Origin of the sequence: Streptomyces sp. NPDC058457 (assembly GCF_042720695.1) — a bacterium.
Lineage (GTDB): Bacteria > Actinomycetota > Actinomycetes > Streptomycetales > Streptomycetaceae > Streptomyces.
Genome location: NZ_JBHXLU010000010.1, coordinates 119,427 through 136,798, shown reverse-complemented (window position 1 = coordinate 136,798; position 17,372 = coordinate 119,427). Strand labels below are relative to the sequence as shown.

General features: G+C 72.8%; 15 protein-coding genes. 3 read left to right on the top strand and 12 right to left on the bottom strand.

Annotation, left to right across the window (positions count from 1 at the left end; all coding sequences use genetic code 11):
- Window positions 1-49: 49 nt before the first annotated feature.
- A complete protein-coding gene (locus ACFWPS_RS11520) occupies window positions 50-550 on the top strand; it encodes an Lrp/AsnC family transcriptional regulator (RefSeq protein WP_383703559.1) in 501 nt (166 codons plus the stop codon).
- Between the two features lie 35 nt (window positions 551-585).
- Here ACFWPS_RS11520 and ACFWPS_RS11515 read toward each other — a convergent pair whose 3' ends face one another.
- Window positions 586-1,173, bottom strand: a complete 588-nt coding sequence (locus ACFWPS_RS11515; RefSeq protein WP_383703557.1) for a TetR/AcrR family transcriptional regulator — start codon at window positions 1,171-1,173, stop codon at window positions 586-588.
- Entirely contained in the window at window positions 1,170-2,684 is a 1,515-nt protein-coding gene (locus tag ACFWPS_RS11510) for a 3-hydroxyacyl-CoA dehydrogenase (protein WP_383703555.1), read from the bottom strand. The genes ACFWPS_RS11515 and ACFWPS_RS11510 overlap by 4 nt, the downstream gene beginning before the upstream one ends.
- Window positions 2,685-2,832: 148 nt before the next feature.
- Here ACFWPS_RS11510 and paaN point away from each other — a divergent pair, with 148 nt between their 5' ends.
- Complete coding sequence (paaN, locus tag ACFWPS_RS11505; protein WP_383703553.1) at window positions 2,833-4,524, top strand: phenylacetic acid degradation protein PaaN; 1,692 nt, start codon at window positions 2,833-2,835, stop codon at window positions 4,522-4,524.
- Window positions 4,525-4,996: 472 nt separating this feature from the next.
- Here paaN and ACFWPS_RS11500 read toward each other — a convergent pair whose 3' ends face one another.
- The 4 genes from ACFWPS_RS11500 to pepN form a co-directional block, all read right to left on the bottom strand.
- Window positions 4,997-5,731 carry a TrmH family RNA methyltransferase gene (locus tag ACFWPS_RS11500; RefSeq protein ID WP_383703550.1) on the bottom strand — a complete coding sequence of 245 codons (735 nt, stop codon included), beginning with the start codon at window positions 5,729-5,731 and terminating at the stop codon, window positions 4,997-4,999.
- On the bottom strand, window positions 5,728-6,939 hold the full coding sequence (locus ACFWPS_RS11495) for an HTTM domain-containing protein (protein ID WP_383703548.1): 1,212 nt from the start codon (window positions 6,937-6,939) through the stop codon (window positions 5,728-5,730). The genes ACFWPS_RS11500 and ACFWPS_RS11495 overlap by 4 nt, the downstream gene beginning before the upstream one ends.
- Window positions 6,936-7,766 (bottom strand): DUF5819 family protein, encoded by an 831-nt coding sequence (locus ACFWPS_RS11490; protein ID WP_383703546.1) that lies wholly within the window; start codon window positions 7,764-7,766, stop codon window positions 6,936-6,938. The genes ACFWPS_RS11495 and ACFWPS_RS11490 overlap by 4 nt, the downstream gene beginning before the upstream one ends.
- Before the next feature lie 417 nt (window positions 7,767-8,183).
- The gene (gene pepN / locus ACFWPS_RS11485) at window positions 8,184-10,619 is read right to left on the bottom strand and encodes an aminopeptidase N (RefSeq protein WP_383703544.1); all 2,436 of its coding nucleotides are present in this window, start codon (window positions 10,617-10,619) and stop codon (window positions 8,184-8,186) included.
- Window positions 10,620-10,780: 161 nt separating this feature from the next.
- Here pepN and ACFWPS_RS11480 point away from each other — a divergent pair, with 161 nt between their 5' ends.
- The gene (locus ACFWPS_RS11480) at window positions 10,781-11,926 is read left to right on the top strand and encodes an acyl-CoA dehydrogenase family protein (RefSeq protein WP_383703542.1); all 1,146 of its coding nucleotides are present in this window, start codon (window positions 10,781-10,783) and stop codon (window positions 11,924-11,926) included.
- Between the two features lie 143 nt (window positions 11,927-12,069).
- On the opposite strand, the gene ACFWPS_RS11475 is transcribed toward ACFWPS_RS11480, so the two are convergent.
- The 6 genes from ACFWPS_RS11475 to ACFWPS_RS11450 all read right to left on the bottom strand — a co-directional run bounded on the left by ACFWPS_RS11475 (window position 12,070) and on the right by ACFWPS_RS11450 (window position 17,287).
- Window positions 12,070-12,399 (bottom strand): rhodanese-like domain-containing protein, encoded by a 330-nt coding sequence (locus ACFWPS_RS11475; RefSeq protein WP_383703661.1) that lies wholly within the window; start codon window positions 12,397-12,399, stop codon window positions 12,070-12,072.
- A gap of 49 nt (window positions 12,400-12,448) precedes the next feature.
- On the bottom strand, window positions 12,449-13,261 hold the full coding sequence (locus ACFWPS_RS11470; protein WP_383703540.1) for a hypothetical protein: 813 nt from the start codon (window positions 13,259-13,261) through the stop codon (window positions 12,449-12,451).
- 9 nt (window positions 13,262-13,270) lie between these two features.
- Entirely contained in the window at window positions 13,271-13,408 is a 138-nt protein-coding gene (locus tag ACFWPS_RS11465) for a hypothetical protein (RefSeq protein ID WP_383703538.1), read from the bottom strand.
- Window positions 13,409-13,627: 219 nt separating this feature from the next.
- Window positions 13,628-15,085, bottom strand: a complete 1,458-nt coding sequence (locus ACFWPS_RS11460; RefSeq protein WP_383703536.1) for a DUF2252 domain-containing protein — start codon at window positions 15,083-15,085, stop codon at window positions 13,628-13,630.
- A gap of 304 nt (window positions 15,086-15,389) precedes the next feature.
- Window positions 15,390-16,049 carry a response regulator transcription factor gene (locus tag ACFWPS_RS11455; RefSeq protein WP_383703534.1) on the bottom strand — a complete coding sequence of 220 codons (660 nt, stop codon included), beginning with the start codon at window positions 16,047-16,049 and terminating at the stop codon, window positions 15,390-15,392.
- Window positions 16,022-17,287, bottom strand: coding sequence for a sensor histidine kinase (locus tag ACFWPS_RS11450; RefSeq protein WP_383703659.1), 1,266 nt, complete (start codon window positions 17,285-17,287; stop codon window positions 16,022-16,024). Before ACFWPS_RS11450 ends, ACFWPS_RS11455 begins: the two co-directional genes overlap by 28 nt.
- Window positions 17,288-17,372 lie beyond the last annotated feature (85 nt).

Below are 17,372 nucleotides of genomic sequence, written 5' to 3'. Positions count from 1 at the left end.
CACAGCCTGGAATGAACGCAGTACGTCCATGGTAGGGAGGCGGGGGGACATGGCACCTGAACAAATGGCCGAGGGGCCGCAGGACCGCGCCGCGCTGCCGCCCGCGCGCCCGCTGGACGCCATCGATCAGGACATCCTGCAGATCCTCCAGGCGGACGGCCGGGCGTCGATACGGTCGGTCGCCGAACGCGTCCATGTCTCGCGCGCCAACGCCTACGCGCGTATCAACCGGCTCATCGAGGACGGGGTGATCCGCGGTTTCGGCGCCCGCGTGGACCATGAACGGGCCGGCCAGGGCACCTCTGCCTACATCACGCTGAAGATCGTCCAGAACAGCTGGCGCACGGTCCGCGAGCAGCTCAGGCAGCTGCCCGGCGCCTCCCACATCGCCCTGGTGGGCGGGGACTTCGACGTGCTGCTCCTGGTGCACACGCCCGACAACCGGGCGCTGCGCGAGCTGGTGCTGACGCGGCTCCAGGCCATCCCCGAGGTGCTCAGCAGCCGCACGCTGCTGGTGTTCGAGGAGGAGGACCTGGAGCCGCAGGGCTGAGGCCGGTGCGCGCGGGCCGGAGGCGGCCGCCGAGGTCAGTGGGCGCGCAGGCCGGAGAAGGCCAGCCGGACGACCGCGTCGGAGACCTCGCGCTCGCTCATGCCGTGCCCGTTCGGGCGGTACCACTCCACGATCGAGTTGACCATGCCGAAGACCAGCCGGGTGGCGAGGCGCACCTCGACGTCACCACGTATGTCCCCCTCGGCGGCAGCCGCCTTGAGCAGGTCGGCCACCCGGTGGTCGAAGTCCCGGCGCCGCTCCAGCGCCCAGCGCTCGGTGTCGGTGTTGCCGCGCACCCGCAGCAGCAGCGTCACGTACGGCAGTTCGGTGATCAGCACCTCGACCATGCGCCGTACGACGTGCTCCAGGCGGTCGGCGGCGGGCCCCACGCGCGCGTGCTCCTCGTCGAGGATCCCGAACAGGCCGTCCAGGGCCCGGCTGACCGCGCGGCGCAGCAGCTCCTCCTTGCCGGACACGTGGTGGTAGATCGACGACTTGGAGATGCCTGCCGCCTTGGAGAGGTGCTCCATGGAGGTGCCGTCGTAGCCGCGCTCGTTGAAGACCTGGACGGCCACCGAGAGCAGGGTCTCGGGGGTGTATGTGTCGCGTTTGGCGGTGGTCATGAGGCGCCCTCCCGCTTCTCGGTGGCATAGGCGTGGCGGTAGAGCGCGAGGGAGGGCGCGTAACGGCCGCTCGGATCGCGCAGGTGCAGGTCGTCGAGGAGGTCGTAGGCGAAGTCGCGGCCGAGGCGGCGGCTCCACTCGAAGGGGCCGAGCGGGTAGTTGACGCCCAGGCGCATCGCGGTGTCGATGTCCTCCTCGGTGGCGACGCCCTTGGCGACGGCGTCGTGCGCGAGGTCGATGACCCGGGCGACCGTGCGGGCGACGATCATGCCGGGGACGTCGCCGATGACGCTGACCTCCTTGCCGAGCGCCTGGAAGAGGCCGATGGCCTCGCTGAGGGTCTGGGGCAGGGTTTCGTGGCCCGAGGAGAGGGCGATCCGGGTGGCGCGGCGGTAGTCGAGGGCGAGGTCGAAGTAGACGACGTCCCGGAACTCCACCGAGGTCTGGCCGTCGGCGAGGACCAGCTGGCCGCCGCTGGGCAGGACCAGGCGGGTGCCGTGGTCCTCGTCCTCCTCGCGGACCTGGATGCCCGCCTCGCGGATCATCGCGAGCACTTCGGCCGCGGGTCCCAGGCCGCCCTCGGCGACGACGTAGGCGGGCCGGTCGGCAGGCTCGGCGGTGTCCGGCTCGACGGGCTCGGCGTCGTCCGCGTAGTCGTACCAGCCGTGCCCGGTCTTGCGGCCCAGCCGGCCGGACTCGACCAGCCGGCGCTGGGCCAGGGAGGGCGTGAAGCGGACGTCCTGGAAGAAGGCCTGCCACACGGAGTGCGTGACGGACTCGTTGACGTCCTGGCCGATCAGGTCGGTCAGCTCGAAGGCGCCCATCCGGAAGCCGCCGCACTCGCGCAGCACCGCGTCGATGGTGGCCGGGTCGGCGGCCTGTGCCTCGTGGACCGCGAAGGCCTCGGCGTAGAAGGGCCGCGCGATGCGGTTGACGATGAAGCCGGGGGTGTCCGCGCAGGCGACCGGCGTCTTGCCCCAGGAGCGTGCGGTCTCGTACGCGCGCGTGGCCGAGGTGACGTCGGTGGCGAACCCGGAGACGACCTCCACCAGCGGCAGCAGCGGGGCCGGGTTGAAGAAGTGCAGGCCGACCAGGCGGGAGGCGCTGCGCAGGGCTCCGCCGATGGCCGTCACCGACAGGGACGAGGTGTTGGTGGCGAGCAGACAGTCCTCGCCGACGATGTCCTCCAGGGCCCGGAAGATCTCCTGCTTGGCCTCCAGCCGCTCCAGGACAGCCTCCAGGACCAGCGTGCAGTCGGCGAACTCGGTGAGCTCGCCGGCGGGCAGCAGCCGGGCGCGGGCGGCGTCCCGGGCGGCGGCCGTCATCCGGTCCTTCTCGACGAGCCGGTCGAGGCGGGCGCCGATCGCCGCGGCCGCCTCCCCGGCCCGCCCGGGGACGGTGTCGTACAGCCGGACGGGATGGCCCGCGACGAGTGCGACCTGGGCGATGCCCTGGCCCATGGTGCCGGTGCCGACGACTCCCACGGTGCTGCTGAGGTCGAGTGCTGTCATGTGCGCGATCCTCCCGCACGGGGTTTTCCACAGATGCGGCAGGCCCCCTTGTCCCGACCGATCGTTCGGTTACTCTAACTCTGTCCGGCCGTTTCCGCCCAGGTCATGAGCTTCGAGGGGAGCTCATCAGACGAGGAGTTGGTCCCGCATGACCGCCGAACTCACCGCGCACGAGCTGATCGCCAAGCACCGGCCCACGCTTGACCAGGCGCTGGAGGCGATCCGCACACGCGCGTACTGGTCCCCCCATCCCGAGCACCCCAAGGCCTACGGCGAGCACGGCAGCCTGGACGCGGCCGCGGGCAAGGCCGCCTTCGACGCCCTCCTCGGCAACCGCATCGACCTCGGCCAGCCCGGCACCGACGACTGGACCGGCGGCGAGGTCTCCCCGTACGGCATCGAGCTGGGCGTGACCTACCCGCATGCCGACGTCGACACACTGCTGCCGGCGATGCAGTCCGGGCAGCGCGCGTGGCGCGACGCCGGCGCGGAGGCGCGTGCGGTGGTGTGTCTGGAGATCCTCAAGCGGATCAGCGACCGGACGCACGAGTTCGCGCACGCGGTCATGCACACCAGCGGCCAGGCCTTCATGATGGCGTTCCAGGCGGGCGGCCCGCACGCCCAGGACCGCGGCCTGGAGGCGGTGGCCTACGCCTACGCGGAGCAGGTCCGCACCCCGGACACGGCCGAGTGGAGCAAGCCGCAGGGCAAGCGCGACCCGCTCGCGCTGACGAAGACGTTCAAGCCGGTCCCGCGCGGCATCGCGCTGGTCATCGGCTGCAACACGTTCCCGACGTGGAACGGCTACCCGGGCCTGTTCGCCTCCCTCGCCACCGGCAACGCGGTCCTCGTGAAGCCGCACCCCCGCGCGGTGCTGCCGCTGGCCCTCACCGTGCAGGTCGCGCGCCAGGTGCTCGCCGAGGCCGGCTTCGATCCGAACCTGGTGGCGCTGACGACGGAACACCCCGGCGAGGGCATCGCCAAGACGCTCGCGACCCGCCCCGAGATCAGGATCATCGACTACACCGGCTCGACCGCCTTCGGCGACTGGCTGGAGTCCAACGCCCGGCAGGCGCAGGTGTACACGGAGAAGGCCGGCGTCAACACGGTGCTGGTGGAGTCGACCGACAACTACAAGGGGATGCTCTCCAACCTGGCCTTCTCGCTCTCCCTGTACAGCGGCCAGATGTGCACGACCCCGCAGAACCTGCTGATCCCCCGCGACGGCATCCGCACCGACGAGGGCCCGAAGACGTACGACGAGGTGGCCGCCGACATCGCCCGCGCGGTCGACGGCCTGCTCGGCGACGACGCCCGGGCGAACGCGCTGCTCGGCGCCATCGTCAACCCCGACGTCAAGGCCCGCCTGGAGGCCGCCGCCGGGCTCGGCGAGGTCGCCCTCGCCTCCCGTGAGATCGCCAACCCGGAGTTCCCGGACGCGGTCGTCCGGACGCCGGTGATCGTGAAGCTGGACGGGGCCAAGCCGGACGACGAGGCCGCCTACATGAGCGAGTGCTTCGGCCCGGTGTCCTTCGCCGTCGCCGTCGACTCGGCCACCGACGCGGTCGAGCTGCTGCGGCGGACGGTCCGGGACAAGGGCGCGATGACGGTCGGGGCGTACACGGTCGACGCCGACGTGGAGCGCGCGGTGGAGGAGGTCTGCCTGGAGGAGGCGGCCCAGCTGTCGCTGAACCTGGTGGGCGGGGTGTACGTGAACCAGACGGCCGCCTTCTCCGACTTCCACGGCTCGGGGGGCAACCCGGCGGCGAACGCGGCGCTGTGCGACGGGGCCTTCGTGGCGAACCGGTTCCGGGTGATCGAGGTACGCAGGGAGGCGTAGGCGCGCGGGGCGCGCGACCGGCCGACGTTTCCGACAGGCGCGGCGCGCGACCCGCCGACGTCAGCGGCAGGCGCGACGCATGGGGCGCGCGACCGGCCGACGCCAGCGGCAAGCGCGACGCATGGGGCGCGCGACCGGCCAACGCTTCCGGCAGGCGCGGGGCGCGGGGCACGACCCGCCGACGCCAGCAGCAAGCGTGACGCATGGGATGCGCGACCGGCCGACGCTCCGGCAGGCATCGGGTCCTGTCCCGGCCGTCACCGATTCGTCGGTCACCGCCACTCTTTGGCCGCCGCAACGGCGCTCGGCCACGACGGTGGTGATCGGCGGTGCCCAGCCGGGCGATGCCGCCGTTGTGGCTGACGGTTGTGTGGCCGGTGCAGCGCCGTTGGGGCTGGTCGCGCCCACGCGGCGGCAGCCGCATGTCCAGAACAGCCCCGCGCCTCTATCGGGGCGCTCAAGTCGCCGCCTCTTACAGGGCGCTCCAGTGGTACAAGGTCATCGCCACGCTCGTCGCCAAGTTGTAGCTGCTCACCTGAGGGCGCATCGGCAGGCGCAGCAAGTTGTCGGCTCGCGTGCGTAGGTCGGCCGAGAGTCCCGTACGTTCCGAGCCGAAGGCGAGGATCGCGTCGTCGGGGAGCTTTACCGCCCTGATGTCCTCGCCCTCCGGGTCGAGCGCGTACAGCGGGCCCTCCGGCAGCTCGGCCACCGTCAGCCGCTCCACCGCCGTGGCGAAGTGGAGGCCCGCGCCGCCGCGGACGACCGTCGGATGCCAGGGGTCGAGGGTTCCGGTCGTGATGACTCCGGTCGTTCCGAAGCCCGCGGCCAGGCGGATCACCGCGCCCGCGTTGCCCAGGTTGCGCGGCTCGTCGAGGACCACGATCGGGGCGGTGCGCGGGACGCGGGCCAGCTCACGCAGGTTGGCCTCGCGGGACGGCCGTACGGCCAGGGCGGCCACCGCCGTGGGGTGCGGGCGCGGGACCAGAGACGCGTACGTCTGCGACGCCACCTCCGTCAGCAGCGCGGCCAGCGCCTCCCGTACGTCCGGCGCCAGCTCGTCCGCCAGGGCCAGCGCCGCCGCCCGGTCCGTCGTGACCGCCACCGGCACCTCCGCGCCGAAGCGCAGCGCGTGCTTGAGGGCGTGGAAGCCGTCGAGGAGAACGGCGGAGCCGGCCAGCCGCGCCCAGTGGTCGAGGGGGTCGGTCATGCCCCGAAGCCTACGCGGGGCTGTTCGTCGGCCTCCGGGAAGCGCTGCACGGGCAGCTCGGGGTCGGTCCGGCGGAAAACACGGTCACGCGCGCGTGCCGCCCAGCCGCCGAGCCTGTGCAGGAAGGACGCCGGCAGGAAGACGGAGTCCGCCGCGATCATGGCCAGCGAGAAGAAGGGCAGGCCGAGAACGATGGCGATCACCGCGTGCTCGGTCATCATCGCGGCCAGCAGCACGTTCTTGACCCGCCGGTTGAACAGCGTGAACGGGAAGGCGACCTGCACGATGACCGTCCCGTAGGTCACCAGCATCACCAGCGTGCCGTTGGCGGACAGCAGGTCCGCGAGGGCCGGCCAGGGCGAGAAGTAGTCCAGGTGGAGCGGGTAGTAGACGGCGGTGCCGTCCTGCCAGCGGGAGCCCTGGATCTTGTACCAGCCGGCGGTGGCGTAGATCAGGCAGGCCTCGGCCATGATCACGAACAGGGCGCCGTTGTGCAGGATGTTGGCGATGACGTCGAGCAGTATCCGGGGCTCGGGCGTGCGCGCCCAGCGGCCGGCCGCCCACCACAGGGCGGCGCCCGCCCAGGTCGCCCACATCACGGCCGGGACCAGCCAGCCGCCGCCGGTGCGGCCGGTGAGGGCCGCCACCAGCAGCACGAGACCCGACACCGCCCACAGGGCGGGGCCCGCCCGGTCGGGGGCCACCCGCTCGCCACGCGCGCGTGCGGCGCTCGCGCGGGCCGCCCTGCGCGCGTCCAGCGACCACACCTGGCCGCAGCGCGTGAACACCAGGTAGAAGGACATCAGGTGGAGCACGTTGTCGCCGCCGTCGCCCACGAAGACGCTGCGGTTCTGCAGGGACAGCACGCCGATCATGAACAGCAGGGACGTGGCGCGGGTGCGCCAGCCCACCAGCAGCAGGGCGCTGGACACCACGGCGAGGAAGTAGAAGACCTCGAAGAAGGCCCGGCCGTCGGAGGCCAGCAGCGCCGTGAAGGCGTGGTTGTCGGCGGTCAGCTGCTGGGCGAGGTCGAAGCTCCAGGGGCCGTCGGGGCCGTACAGCTCCTGGCGGTGCGGGTACTCGCGCAGCAGGAACAGCAGCCAGGTGGCGGCGAAGCCGATGCGGACGACGGCCGTCTGGTACGGGCCGAGCGCCGCCTCGGTGACCCGGGCGATGGCACGGGAGAGGCACAGGACGAGACGGTTCACCGCACACCGCCGTTCGCTTCGTCCGCCGTGACCGTCCACCACGGGAGCACCCGGTAGACGGGTGTGTCGGAGACCTTCTCGCCGCTCCAGTCCGGCGGCGGCACGTTGGTGGTGCTGGAGCGCACCTGGACGCGCTCGATGGTGCCCTTCTGACTCGTGGCGTCCCCCGCGTACATGCGCATCACGACGATCCGGCGCAGGTACTGCTCGGACAGGGAGCCGCGCAGGCCGACCGGGCGGTTGTCGGTGCCGTGCGTGGTCGTGAAGAAGTCCCAGGCCCGGCGCAGCTCGTTCTGCACGGTGTGGCTGGGCAGCAGGCTGCCGTCGATGGCCCTGCCGTCCTGTGCGGACAGGTCGTTCCAGCCGGTGGTGGTCGTGGTGCCGTCCGGCATCAGGACGTCGGCACGCACCTGTACGGCGATGTTCTGCTGCAGCGGGTTCGGCGCGAAGAGCTTCCAGTTCTGTTCGAACTCCGGGTAGACCCACTCCTCGATCGCTTTGCCGTGCTGCTTGGTCACCGTGTTGGCCGGCGCCACGCTCAGGAACACCATCCCGAGGTGCACGCAGGCGGCGACCGCGACCAGGGCGAGGGCGAAGGCCGCGCCGACCTGGTAGCGGGGCGAGAGGGCGGCGACGCCGGTGCGGGGGAGGGCGAGGGATTCCGCGGGCGGGGCCGGCGGGCCGGGGGACTCCGCCGCCGCGGCCGGGGGGTCGAGGGGCGGCCGGCCCGGTGGGCCCGGTGGGGCGGACTCCGGCTCCGGACGCCTCCCGCTCGGGCCGTCCGGCCCGTGCGGGGCGTCCGCGCCCTCGTCGTACGCGTCGTCCATGCCGCCCCGTTCCCCGATCCCGCCACGTCGTCCGGACGGCCGATCCGGGACCGCCGGGTGTGCCGCTGCCCGGCACTCGCACGGAACGGTACTCAGCACCTGCCGCCGGGCGCAGCCCCGAAGACGAGGCCGCCGGCGTGGCCATCGCCACTCCGGGCGGTGCCGCCGGCTCTCCCGGCGCGGGGCACCGGGGCCCCGCACCGGAGGTCACCGCAGGTCATACGGCGTCCGAGCGCGCCGACCGGCCACGCTCCCGCGAGTTTTCCACAGACCGGGGCCGACGTTTTCCACAGGGGTTGATCGCTCGCACGGGCCCGGCGACCATGGGAATGGCCGAAACCGAACGATCGGACGGGACGGCTTCCACGACGGAATCCGAAGGGGGTGGGACATCGGTCGGGCTTGTCCGCCCGCGGGTCAGGCGTTCGCGGCCCGGGCGTGGAGCATGCGGCGGACGGCGTCCGAGCGCTCCAGGAGGGTGTTGCGGACCACGGGGGCCGCTTCCCGGGCCGCCTGCCGGGCCTTCTCGATGTACGCGGGATCGACGGCGTACGGCGGGAAGAGGTGAGCGGTGTAGGTCATCGCCGGGATCATGCCGCCCTGGTGCAGCTCGGGGATCGCGGCCAGGTAGTACTCGGCGTAGGGGGCGAGCTGGGCGTCCTGGCCGGGGCGCCAGAAGGCGGCCGCCACCGGGGAGACCGCCTGGACGGGCACCTCGCGGTCCACGGCCAGCCGCTGCCAGACCTCGGCCTTCGCGGCCGGGTCGGGGAGGGCGGCCCGGACGGTGAGGGCGCGGACCCAGGCGTCGGGGTCGGGGTCGCGTTCCAGCAGGGCGGCGGACTCGGCGGTGACGTCGCCGCCGAGTTCGGCCTCGCGGACGAGGGCGCGCCAGCGCAGGTCGACGTCGGCGCCGGCCTGCTCCCGGAGCCAGGCCAGATCCTCGGCGCCGGTCGCGGTGCGGGCGAGGCCGCGCAGGGCGACCTGGCGGCGGCCCGGGTCGGCGGCGAGCCGGCGGCAGACCGCGGCGACGGCCTCCGTGAGCGCGGGGCGTTCGGCGGGCGGGGCCCAGAGTTCGGCGATGTTGGTGACGAGCGTGAGGTAGGGCTCGATCACGGCGTCGGACGTCTCGGCCGCGAGCAGCGCGGTGAGGCAGCGTCCGGCCTCGGCCGCCGTGGCCTCCCCGGCCGTGAGCATGTCCCAGACGGTGGCGGCGGCCGCGCCCCGGGAGATGGCCGTGGGCAGCTGGGCCGCGGCGCCGAAGAGGGCGTCCCGGGTGGTGGGGTCCGGGCGGGTGGTGGCGAAGGTGAGGTCGTCGTCGTTGATCAGGAGGAGGTCGGACGTGGCGGGAAGGCCGGTGACGGGGGTACGGACCTCGGTCACCTCGACGCGGACCAGTGCGGTGCGTTCCAGGGCGTCGCCGGCGCGGTCGTACGCGCCGACCGCCAGGACCTGGGGGCGCGGGTTCCCGTCGGCGACCAGGGTGACGGTGCCGCCGTCGTGCTCCAGGGTGAAGCGGTCGGTGCCGGCGGTCTCCAGCCAGGCCTTGCGCCAGGCGGTCAGGTCGCGGCCACTGGCCTCGGCGAGGGCGTCGATCAGGTCCTGGAGGGTGGTGGTGCCCCAGGCGTGACGGGCGAAGTAGGCGGCCATGCCGGTGCGGAAGCGGTCCTCGCCGACGTAGGTCATCAGCTGGTGGAGGACGGAGGCGCCCTTGGGGTAGGTGATGTTGTCGAAGATCGACGCGGCCTGGGCGACGTCCTGGATGGGCTGGTGGATCGGGTGCGAGACCGGGCCCTGGTCGGAGAGGTACGCCTTGAGCTTGTCGCCGACGAGGTGGCCCGCCCAGGCGTCGGTGTAGCGGGTGGCGCCCTCGGCGGCCCAGTGGCAGGCGAACTCGGCGAAGGCCTCGTTCAGCCAGAGGTCGTCCCACCAGCGCATGGTGACGATGTTGCCGAACCACATGTGCGCCATCTCGTGCAGCAGCACCACCGCGAGCAGCTCGCTCTCGGCGGGCGTCGGCGTGGCCCGCCGCAGAAAGGCGTCCGACCAGGTCACACAGCCGTAGTTCTCCATCGCGCCGCCGAACTCGGGCATGAAGACCTGGTCGTACTTGCGCTGCGGGAACGGCATCGCGAAGGCCTCGGCGAAGAAGGCGAGGCCCTGGGCGGTGAGGGTGAAGACGTCGTCGGCGTCGCGTTCCAGGACCTCGGCGAGCGAGCGGCGCGCGTAGATGCCGAGGTCGTGGCCGTCGGCCTCGCGGCGGATCTCGTGGAAGGGGCCGGCGTTGACGACGGTGTTGTACACGGACAGCGGCGGGGTGTCCGGGAAGCTCCAGCGGCGGGCCGCGCCCTGCTCCTCGATCCGCGGGTCACCGGAGTTGCTGAGGACGGTCCAGGCGGCCGGGGCCGTAACGGTGAAGGCGTGCGGGGCCTTGAGGTCGGGCTGGTCGAAGCAGGCCCAGACGAAGCGGGCCTCGTCGGGTTCGAAGCTCGTCCAGACGTACACCTCGCCGTCGGCGGGGTCGACGGCCTTGTGCACGCCCTCGCCTGCGGTGGTGTCGGCCTGGACGCTCTCGACGCGCAGCACGTTGTGCGCGGCCAGGGCGGGCAGCGGGATCCGGCCGTCGTCGGAGGGGGTGAGGGGGGTGCCGTTCAGGGTGGCGGCGCGGACCTCGGCCGCGCAGTCGACGAAGGTCTCCGCGCCCGGCTGGGAACAGGTGAAGGTCACCGTGGAGACGCAGCGGATCTCAGGTCCGTCGGGCAGGGCGGTGAGGTCGATGTCGACGTCGTACCGCTCGACCGCGATCAGCTCGGCCCGGCGTTCGGCCTCGGTACGCGTCAGGCTCCGGATCCCCATGTGTCCTCCCTCGTGTGCCCGTCCCCCATCGGCGGGCAGCGGCCGTCAGCCTACGACGGGAAGAGCCGGTGATCGCAGCTGTTTTAGGTTCCCTTCTTCTAGAACCTGTTCTATCTTGACGGACCGTCAGATCAGCAGAGACCCGCCGGGAGGACAGGACCGTGGACTTCACCTTCACCGAGGAGCAGTTGGCGGCGGCCGAGGCGGCGCGCGGGGTGTTCGCCGGGGTGGCGCCGGACGCGGTGCCGAGCCCGGCAATGACCACCGGTGCCGTGGCCGAGAGCTTCGACCGGGAACTGTGGGACAGGCTGGCGGGCGCGGATCTGCTGAGTCTGCTGCTGGGCGAGGAGTACGGCGGGGCGGGTCTGGACGCCATCGCGCTCTGCCTGGTGCTGCGGGAGTCGGCGAAGGTGCTGGCCAGGGTGCCGTTGCTGGAGCACAGCGCGGCTCTGGCAGCCGTACAGACGTATGGGGCGGCGGAGTTGAGGGATCGGCTGGCGGCGCGGGCGGGGCGGGGCGAGCTGGTGCTGACCGTCGCCGCGAGCGGGCGCACCGGGCACGACCCGGCGGAGCTGGCGGTGACCGCGCGACGGGACGACGACGGATGGGTGCTGGACGGAGTACAGACGGCGGTGCCGTGGGTGTACGACGCCGGTCTCGTCGTCGTACCGGCGCGGACGGAGACGGACCGGAGCGTGCTGGCGCTGGTGGCACCGGGAGGCGAGGGGGTCGAGGCCGGGGTCGCGGTCGCCGGGCAGGTGTCGACCAGCGGGGAACGGCTCGGGGAGCTGCGGCTGGAGTCGGCGCGGGTCGCGGGGCGGGATGTGGTGGCGGCGGAGGGGGCCTGGGAGTGGCTGCGGGAGCTGCTCGCGACCGGGACGTGTGCACTGGCGCTCGGGGTGGGTGAGCGGGTGCTGCGGATGACCGCGGAGTACACCGGGAAGCGGGAGCAGTTCGGGTATCCGATCGCCACGTTCCAGGCGGTGGCCGTGCAGGCCGCCGACCGGTACATCGATCTGCGGGCCATGGAGGCGACCCTGTGGCAGGCGGCGTGGCGGATCGCGTCGGGGGCGGCCGGGGCGCTGCCGGCGGCCGGGGATGTGGCGGTGGCGAAGATCTGGGCGGCGGAGGGTGTGCGGCGGGTGGTGCAGACCGCACAGCATCTGCACGGGGGGTTCGGGGCCGACACCGAGTATGCGCTGCACCGGTATCACGCGTGGGCGAAGCAGATCGAGCTGGCGCTCGGGGGGGCCGGGGTTTATGAGGAGGCGTTGGGGGATCTGCTGGCTGCGCATCCATTGGGGTAGGAGATGAGGAGTGGGGGGCGCTCGGTCGTGTGTGATCTGCGGGGCGGTGGGGGCCGGTCGCGCCCACGCGGCGGTAGCCGCAAATCAAATACAGCCCCGCGTCCCTCTCGGGGCGCTGCGGTGCCCGGCGCCGATATGTCCCCTCAGATGACGAAGCCCGGTTCTCCCCCGTCCGTGACGACCTCGCGGCCCGCTGCCTGCCATACCTGCATGCCGCCGTCCACGTTCACCGCGTCGATGCCCTGCTGGACCAGGTACATCGTGACCTGGGCCGAGCGGCCGCCGGAGCGGCAGATGACGTGGACGCGGCCGTCCTGGGGGGCCGCCTCGGTGAGCTCGCCGTAGCGGGCCACGAACTCGCTGATCGGGATGTGCAGGGCGCCGGTGGCGTGGCCCGCCTGCCACTCGTCGTCCTCGCGGACGTCCAGCAGGAAGTCGCCGTCCTTGAGGTCCCCGACCTCGACCGTGGGCACACGCGCTGCGAAGTTCATGTCCCCGACGCTACCCGACCGGAGCGGGGCGCTACTCCTGGGTCAGCAGGGCCGCCAGTTCCGCCTCGCGTTCGGCCACGTCCTTCTGGAGTCGGTCGGCGATCTCGTCGAGGAGGGCGTCGGGGTCGTCCGGGGCCAGCCGGAGCAGGCCGGCGATGGGGCCGTTCTCCAGCTCCTTGGCGACCAGGGCAAGCAGTTCCTTGCGCTCGGAGAGCCACTCCAGGCGGGCGTACAGCTCCTCGGCCCGGCTCGGCTTGCGCTCCGGCGGGACCGGGCCGGCCGCCCACTCCTCGACCAGCTCCCGCAGCAGGGCCTCGTCGCCGCGGGCATAGGCCGCGTTGACCCGACTGAGGAACTCCTCGCGCCGCTGCTGCTCGGCCTCGTCCTGCACCAGGTCGGGGTGGGCCTTGCGGGCCAGCTCGCGGTAGAGCCGACGGGCCTCCTCGCTGGGGCGGACCCGCTGCGGAGGCCGGACCTCCTGCTCGGTGAGCATCGCCACGGCCTCCGGGAACAGGCCGTCGCCGTCCATCCAGCCGTGCAGCAGTTCCTCGACGCCGGGGATGGGCAGGACCCGGGCCCTGGCCTCCTCGGCGGCGCGGATGTCCTCGGGGTCGCCGGTGCGGGCGGCCTTGGCCTCGGCGATCCGCGCGTCCAGCTCCTCGATACGGAGATAGAGCGGGCCGAGTTTCTGTTCGTGCAGGCGGGAGAAGTTCTCGACCTCGACGCGGAAGGTCTCCACCGCGATCTCGTACTCGATCAACGCCTGCTCGGCGGCCCGCACGGCCCGCTCCAGCCGTTCTTCGGGCCGCGGTACCTGGGACTGCTCAGCTTCCGGGGTCGTCACCCGACCAGCCTAGGGCCTGTCGCCCTCGGCGGTGGCCGGGACCCACTCGGCGACCAGATCGGTGCAGGCCACGACGAGGGCGCCGGGGCGGCACACCAGCTCGTGGGTGCAGCCGTGCGGGTGCGGGAGTATCTCGTCGAGGATCACCTCGCCGAGCGAGGCGATGTCGCAGGCGCCCAGGATGTCCGTCTGGAAGCGGGAGACACCCGTGTAGCGGACGATCAGGTCCTCGTCACCTCGTCCGGAGGCCGGAGGTCAAAGACCGAAGGACGGAGGCCACAGACCGGAGACCGGAGGCGGAAGACCGGAAGCTGGGGAGCGGAGGTCGACGGCCGGAGGTCACGTGGATCATCCGGACCACCCGGATCACACCCCGAGCTCCGCCGCTATCCGCCCCGCCCGCACCGCGGCCACCAGTTCCGCGTGGTCCGCCTCCGTGCGGTCGGCGTAGGTCACCGCGAACGCGGCGATCGCCTCGTCCAGTTCCTCGTTCTTGCCGCAGTAGCCGGCGATCAGGCGCGGGTCGGCGCTGTGCGAGTGAGCGCGGGCCAGCAGGGCGCCGGTCATCCGGCCGTAGTCGTCGATCTGGTCGGGGGACAGGGCGGCCGGGTCGACGCTGCCCTTGCGGTTGCGGAACTGGCGGACCTGGAAGGGGCGGCCGTCCACCGTGGTCCAGCCGAGCAGGATGTCGCTGACCACCTGCATCCGCTTCTGGCCGAGGACCACCCGGCGGCCCTCGTGGTCGACGGCCGGCGTCTCGAAGCCGGCCGTGGCGAGATGGGGGACGAGCGCGGACGGACGGGCCTCCTTGACCTGGAGTATCAGCGGCTCGCCGCGGTGGTCGAGGAGGAGGACGACGTAGGACCGGGTGCCGACGCTGCCGGTGCCGACGATCCGGAAGGCGACGTCGTGCGGGGTGTGCCGGGCGAGCAGCGGGTGGCGGTCCTCGGAGAGCGTGGTCACGTAGTGCTCCAGGGCCGCGGTGACCGCCTCCGCCTCCGCGTCCGGGACCCGGCGCAGCACCGGCGCGGCGTCGACGAAGCGACGGCCGCCGTCCTCGGTGGGCTCGGTGGAGCGGGCCGCGAACCGGCCGCTGGTGTTGGCGCGGGCCTTCTCCGAGACCCGGCGCAGGGTGCCGAGCATGTCGTGGGCGTCGGAGTGGGAGACCAGCTCCTCGTCCGCGATGGCGTTCCACGCGTCCAGCACCGGGAGCTTGGCCAGCAGGCGCATGGTGCGGCGGTAGGCGCCGGCCGCGTCGCCCGCGGCCTTTCGGCAGGTGTCCTCGTCGGCGCCCGCCTCCCGGCCGGCCAGCACCAGGGAGGCGGCGAGCCGCTTGAGATCCCACTCCCAGGGGCCGAGCACCGTCTCGTCGAAGTCGTTCAGGTCGATGACGAGGTCGCCGCGCGGGTCGCCGTACAGGCCGAAGTTGGCAGCGTGGGCGTCACCGCAGATCTGCGTGGCGATCCTGGTCATCGGGGTGCGGGCCAGGTCGTGCGCCATCAGGCCGGCCGAGCCGCGCAGGAACGCGAACGGGCTCGCGGCCATCCTGCCGACCCTTATCGGGACCAGCTCGGGGATGCGGTCCCGGTTGGACTCCTCGACCGCGCTCACCGCGTCGGGACGTGAGCCGTCCAGGTCCAGGGCGTCGTGGCTGCGGCGCGGGACCGCCGAACGCAGCGCCTTGCCCTCCTCCTTGGCGGAGCCCTTCGGGGGCCACTGCGCAAAGCCCTTCGGCGCGGGCAGCTTGCGCCCGCCGGCCGTCGTCAGCTCTTCCGGTCCGGTCACGTCGACCGCCTCCCCCGTACTCCGTGCACGCACACGCATGAACATCAACACGAACATCAACTCGTGGAGACGGTACAGGTGGGGGCCGAAACCCGTCAGACCCTGTGGATAACTTCGGGGCCGTTTGGGGAGGGTGGGTGGCCGTCGTCGTATATCTGCCGACCGGTGGGGGTTGTTCGCGCCCACGCGGCGGCAGCCGCAAATCAACACAGCCCCGCGCCCCTATTGAGGTGGGCCCACCTGTTCGGGGGCGCGGGGAACTGCGCGAGCGACCACGACGCACCCGCAGCCGAAAACACCACAGGACGCCCCCAGAACAAAGCCACAGCACCCCGAAAGAGAGTCACGCCCTCAGATACGCCAGCACAGCCAGCACCCGCCGATGCGAGTCCTCCGCCGGCGGCAGGTCCAGCTTCGTCAGGATCCCCCCGATGTGCTTCCCCACCGCCGCCTCCGAGACCACCAGCTCTCTGGCGATCGCCCCGTTCGACTTCCCCTCGGCGACCAGCGCCAGCACCTCCCGCTCGCGCGGTGACAGCCGCTCCAGCGGATCCCGGCGCCGACGCAGCAGTTGCCGTACGACCTCGGGGTCGACCACCGTCCCCCCGTCGGCCACCTCCCCCAACGCCGCGACGAACTCCGCCACCTGCCCCACCCGGTCCTTGAGCAGGTACCCGACGCCCGACCCGTCGCCGGAGTCGAGGAGTTCGGCGACATAACTGCGCTGCACGTACTGGCTGAGCACCAGGATCGGCAACTCCGGCCGCGCCGCCCGCAACCGCACGGCCGCGCGCAGCCCCTCGTCCTGGAAGCCCGGCGGCATCCGGACATCCGTCACGACGACGTCGGGCGCGTGCTCCTCGACCGCAGCGACCAGTGCCTCCGCGTCCCCCACCGCCGCGACCACCACATGACCGAACCGGCCCAGCAGCCCCGCGATCCCCTCCCGCAGCAGCACGCTGTCCTCGGCCAGGACTACGCGCAGAGGTCGATCGGCTCGCACGGCAACTCCACACGCAGCAGGGTCGGTCCGCCCGGCGGGCTGGACAGGGAGAGTCTGCCATCGAGGACGGACACCCGGTCCGCAAGTCCGGTCAGGCCGGTGCCCGCCGCGGCCTCCGCGCCGCCCCGGCCGTCGTCGCGGACCTCCAGGTGCAGCCGGCCGTCCCGGTGCCCACCGGTCACCTCGGCGCGGCCCGCGCCACTGTGCCGGTCGACGTTGGCGAGCGCCTCGCGCACCACGAAGTACGCGGCCGCCTCGACCGGCTCCGGCAGCCGCACCGGCAACCGGAAACCGACGACGTCCACCGGAACGGCCGTTCGATCCGCCGCGTCCGCCACAGCCGCCTCCAGGCCATGGTCGGCCAGCACCTTCGGATGGATCCCGTGCACGATCTCCCGCAGCCCGGCGAGCGCCTCGCCCGCCTCCCGCTGCGCCTTGGCGAGCTGGTCGGCGAGCGGGCCCGGCGGGGCGTCCAGGCGGGCCAGGCCCAGGGTCATCGACAGTGCGACCAGGCGCTGTTGGGCACCGTCGTGCAGATCACGTTCGATGCGCCGCCGTTCCGCCTCGAAGGCGTCCACCAACCGCGCCCGGGACCGCGCCAGTTCGACCACCCGGTCCCCCGACCCGTCCTCGCGCGGCGCGATCAGCAGCCGGGTCAGCCCGGCCCGCGCACCGGCCACCACGCCCAGCGCATAGCCGCCGACAGCCAGCAGGAACACCCCGGCCAACGCGACGCCGAAGGCGGTCGGCCAGCCGGTGACCGTCCACACCTTCAGCACCTTCGTCTCCCGGCCGCCGCCCGCCGTGGCCAGCAGCAGCGGGGCGGCGGCCACCGACAGCGGGCAGAGCAGGCCGAGCGCCACGGCGAGCGCGTCCACCGGCCACAACAGGCCCGCGAACAGCAGCGCGTGCCCGAGCTCGCGCCAGGTCGCCCGCTCCCGCAACCGGGTCGTGAGCCAGGCCCGCAGTCCCGTGGCGGACGGCCGCGCGTGGGGGTCGTACAGCGGCTCCCGGTCGACCATGCGGAGCCGGTGCCGTTCGAGCCGGGCGACCGGAAGACCCGTGAGCGCCACGAGGAACAGCAACGGCAGTCCGACGAGTACGACGGCGAGCGCACCGCCGGCCACCACCGCGACGACCAGCGCCACCAGGAGTACGGCACCGGTCACCGCGCCGGTCGCCAGGTAGCCGACGGCGCGCCAGGGCCAGGCGGAGAGCAGGTAGCGGGGCGCGGCCATGGCCTGCCAGACGCTGCGCGGAGGGGGCTGCATGCCGGTCACCGTAGGCGGCGGGCCGGGGCCCCGGCCATCCGTCCAGCCTCCG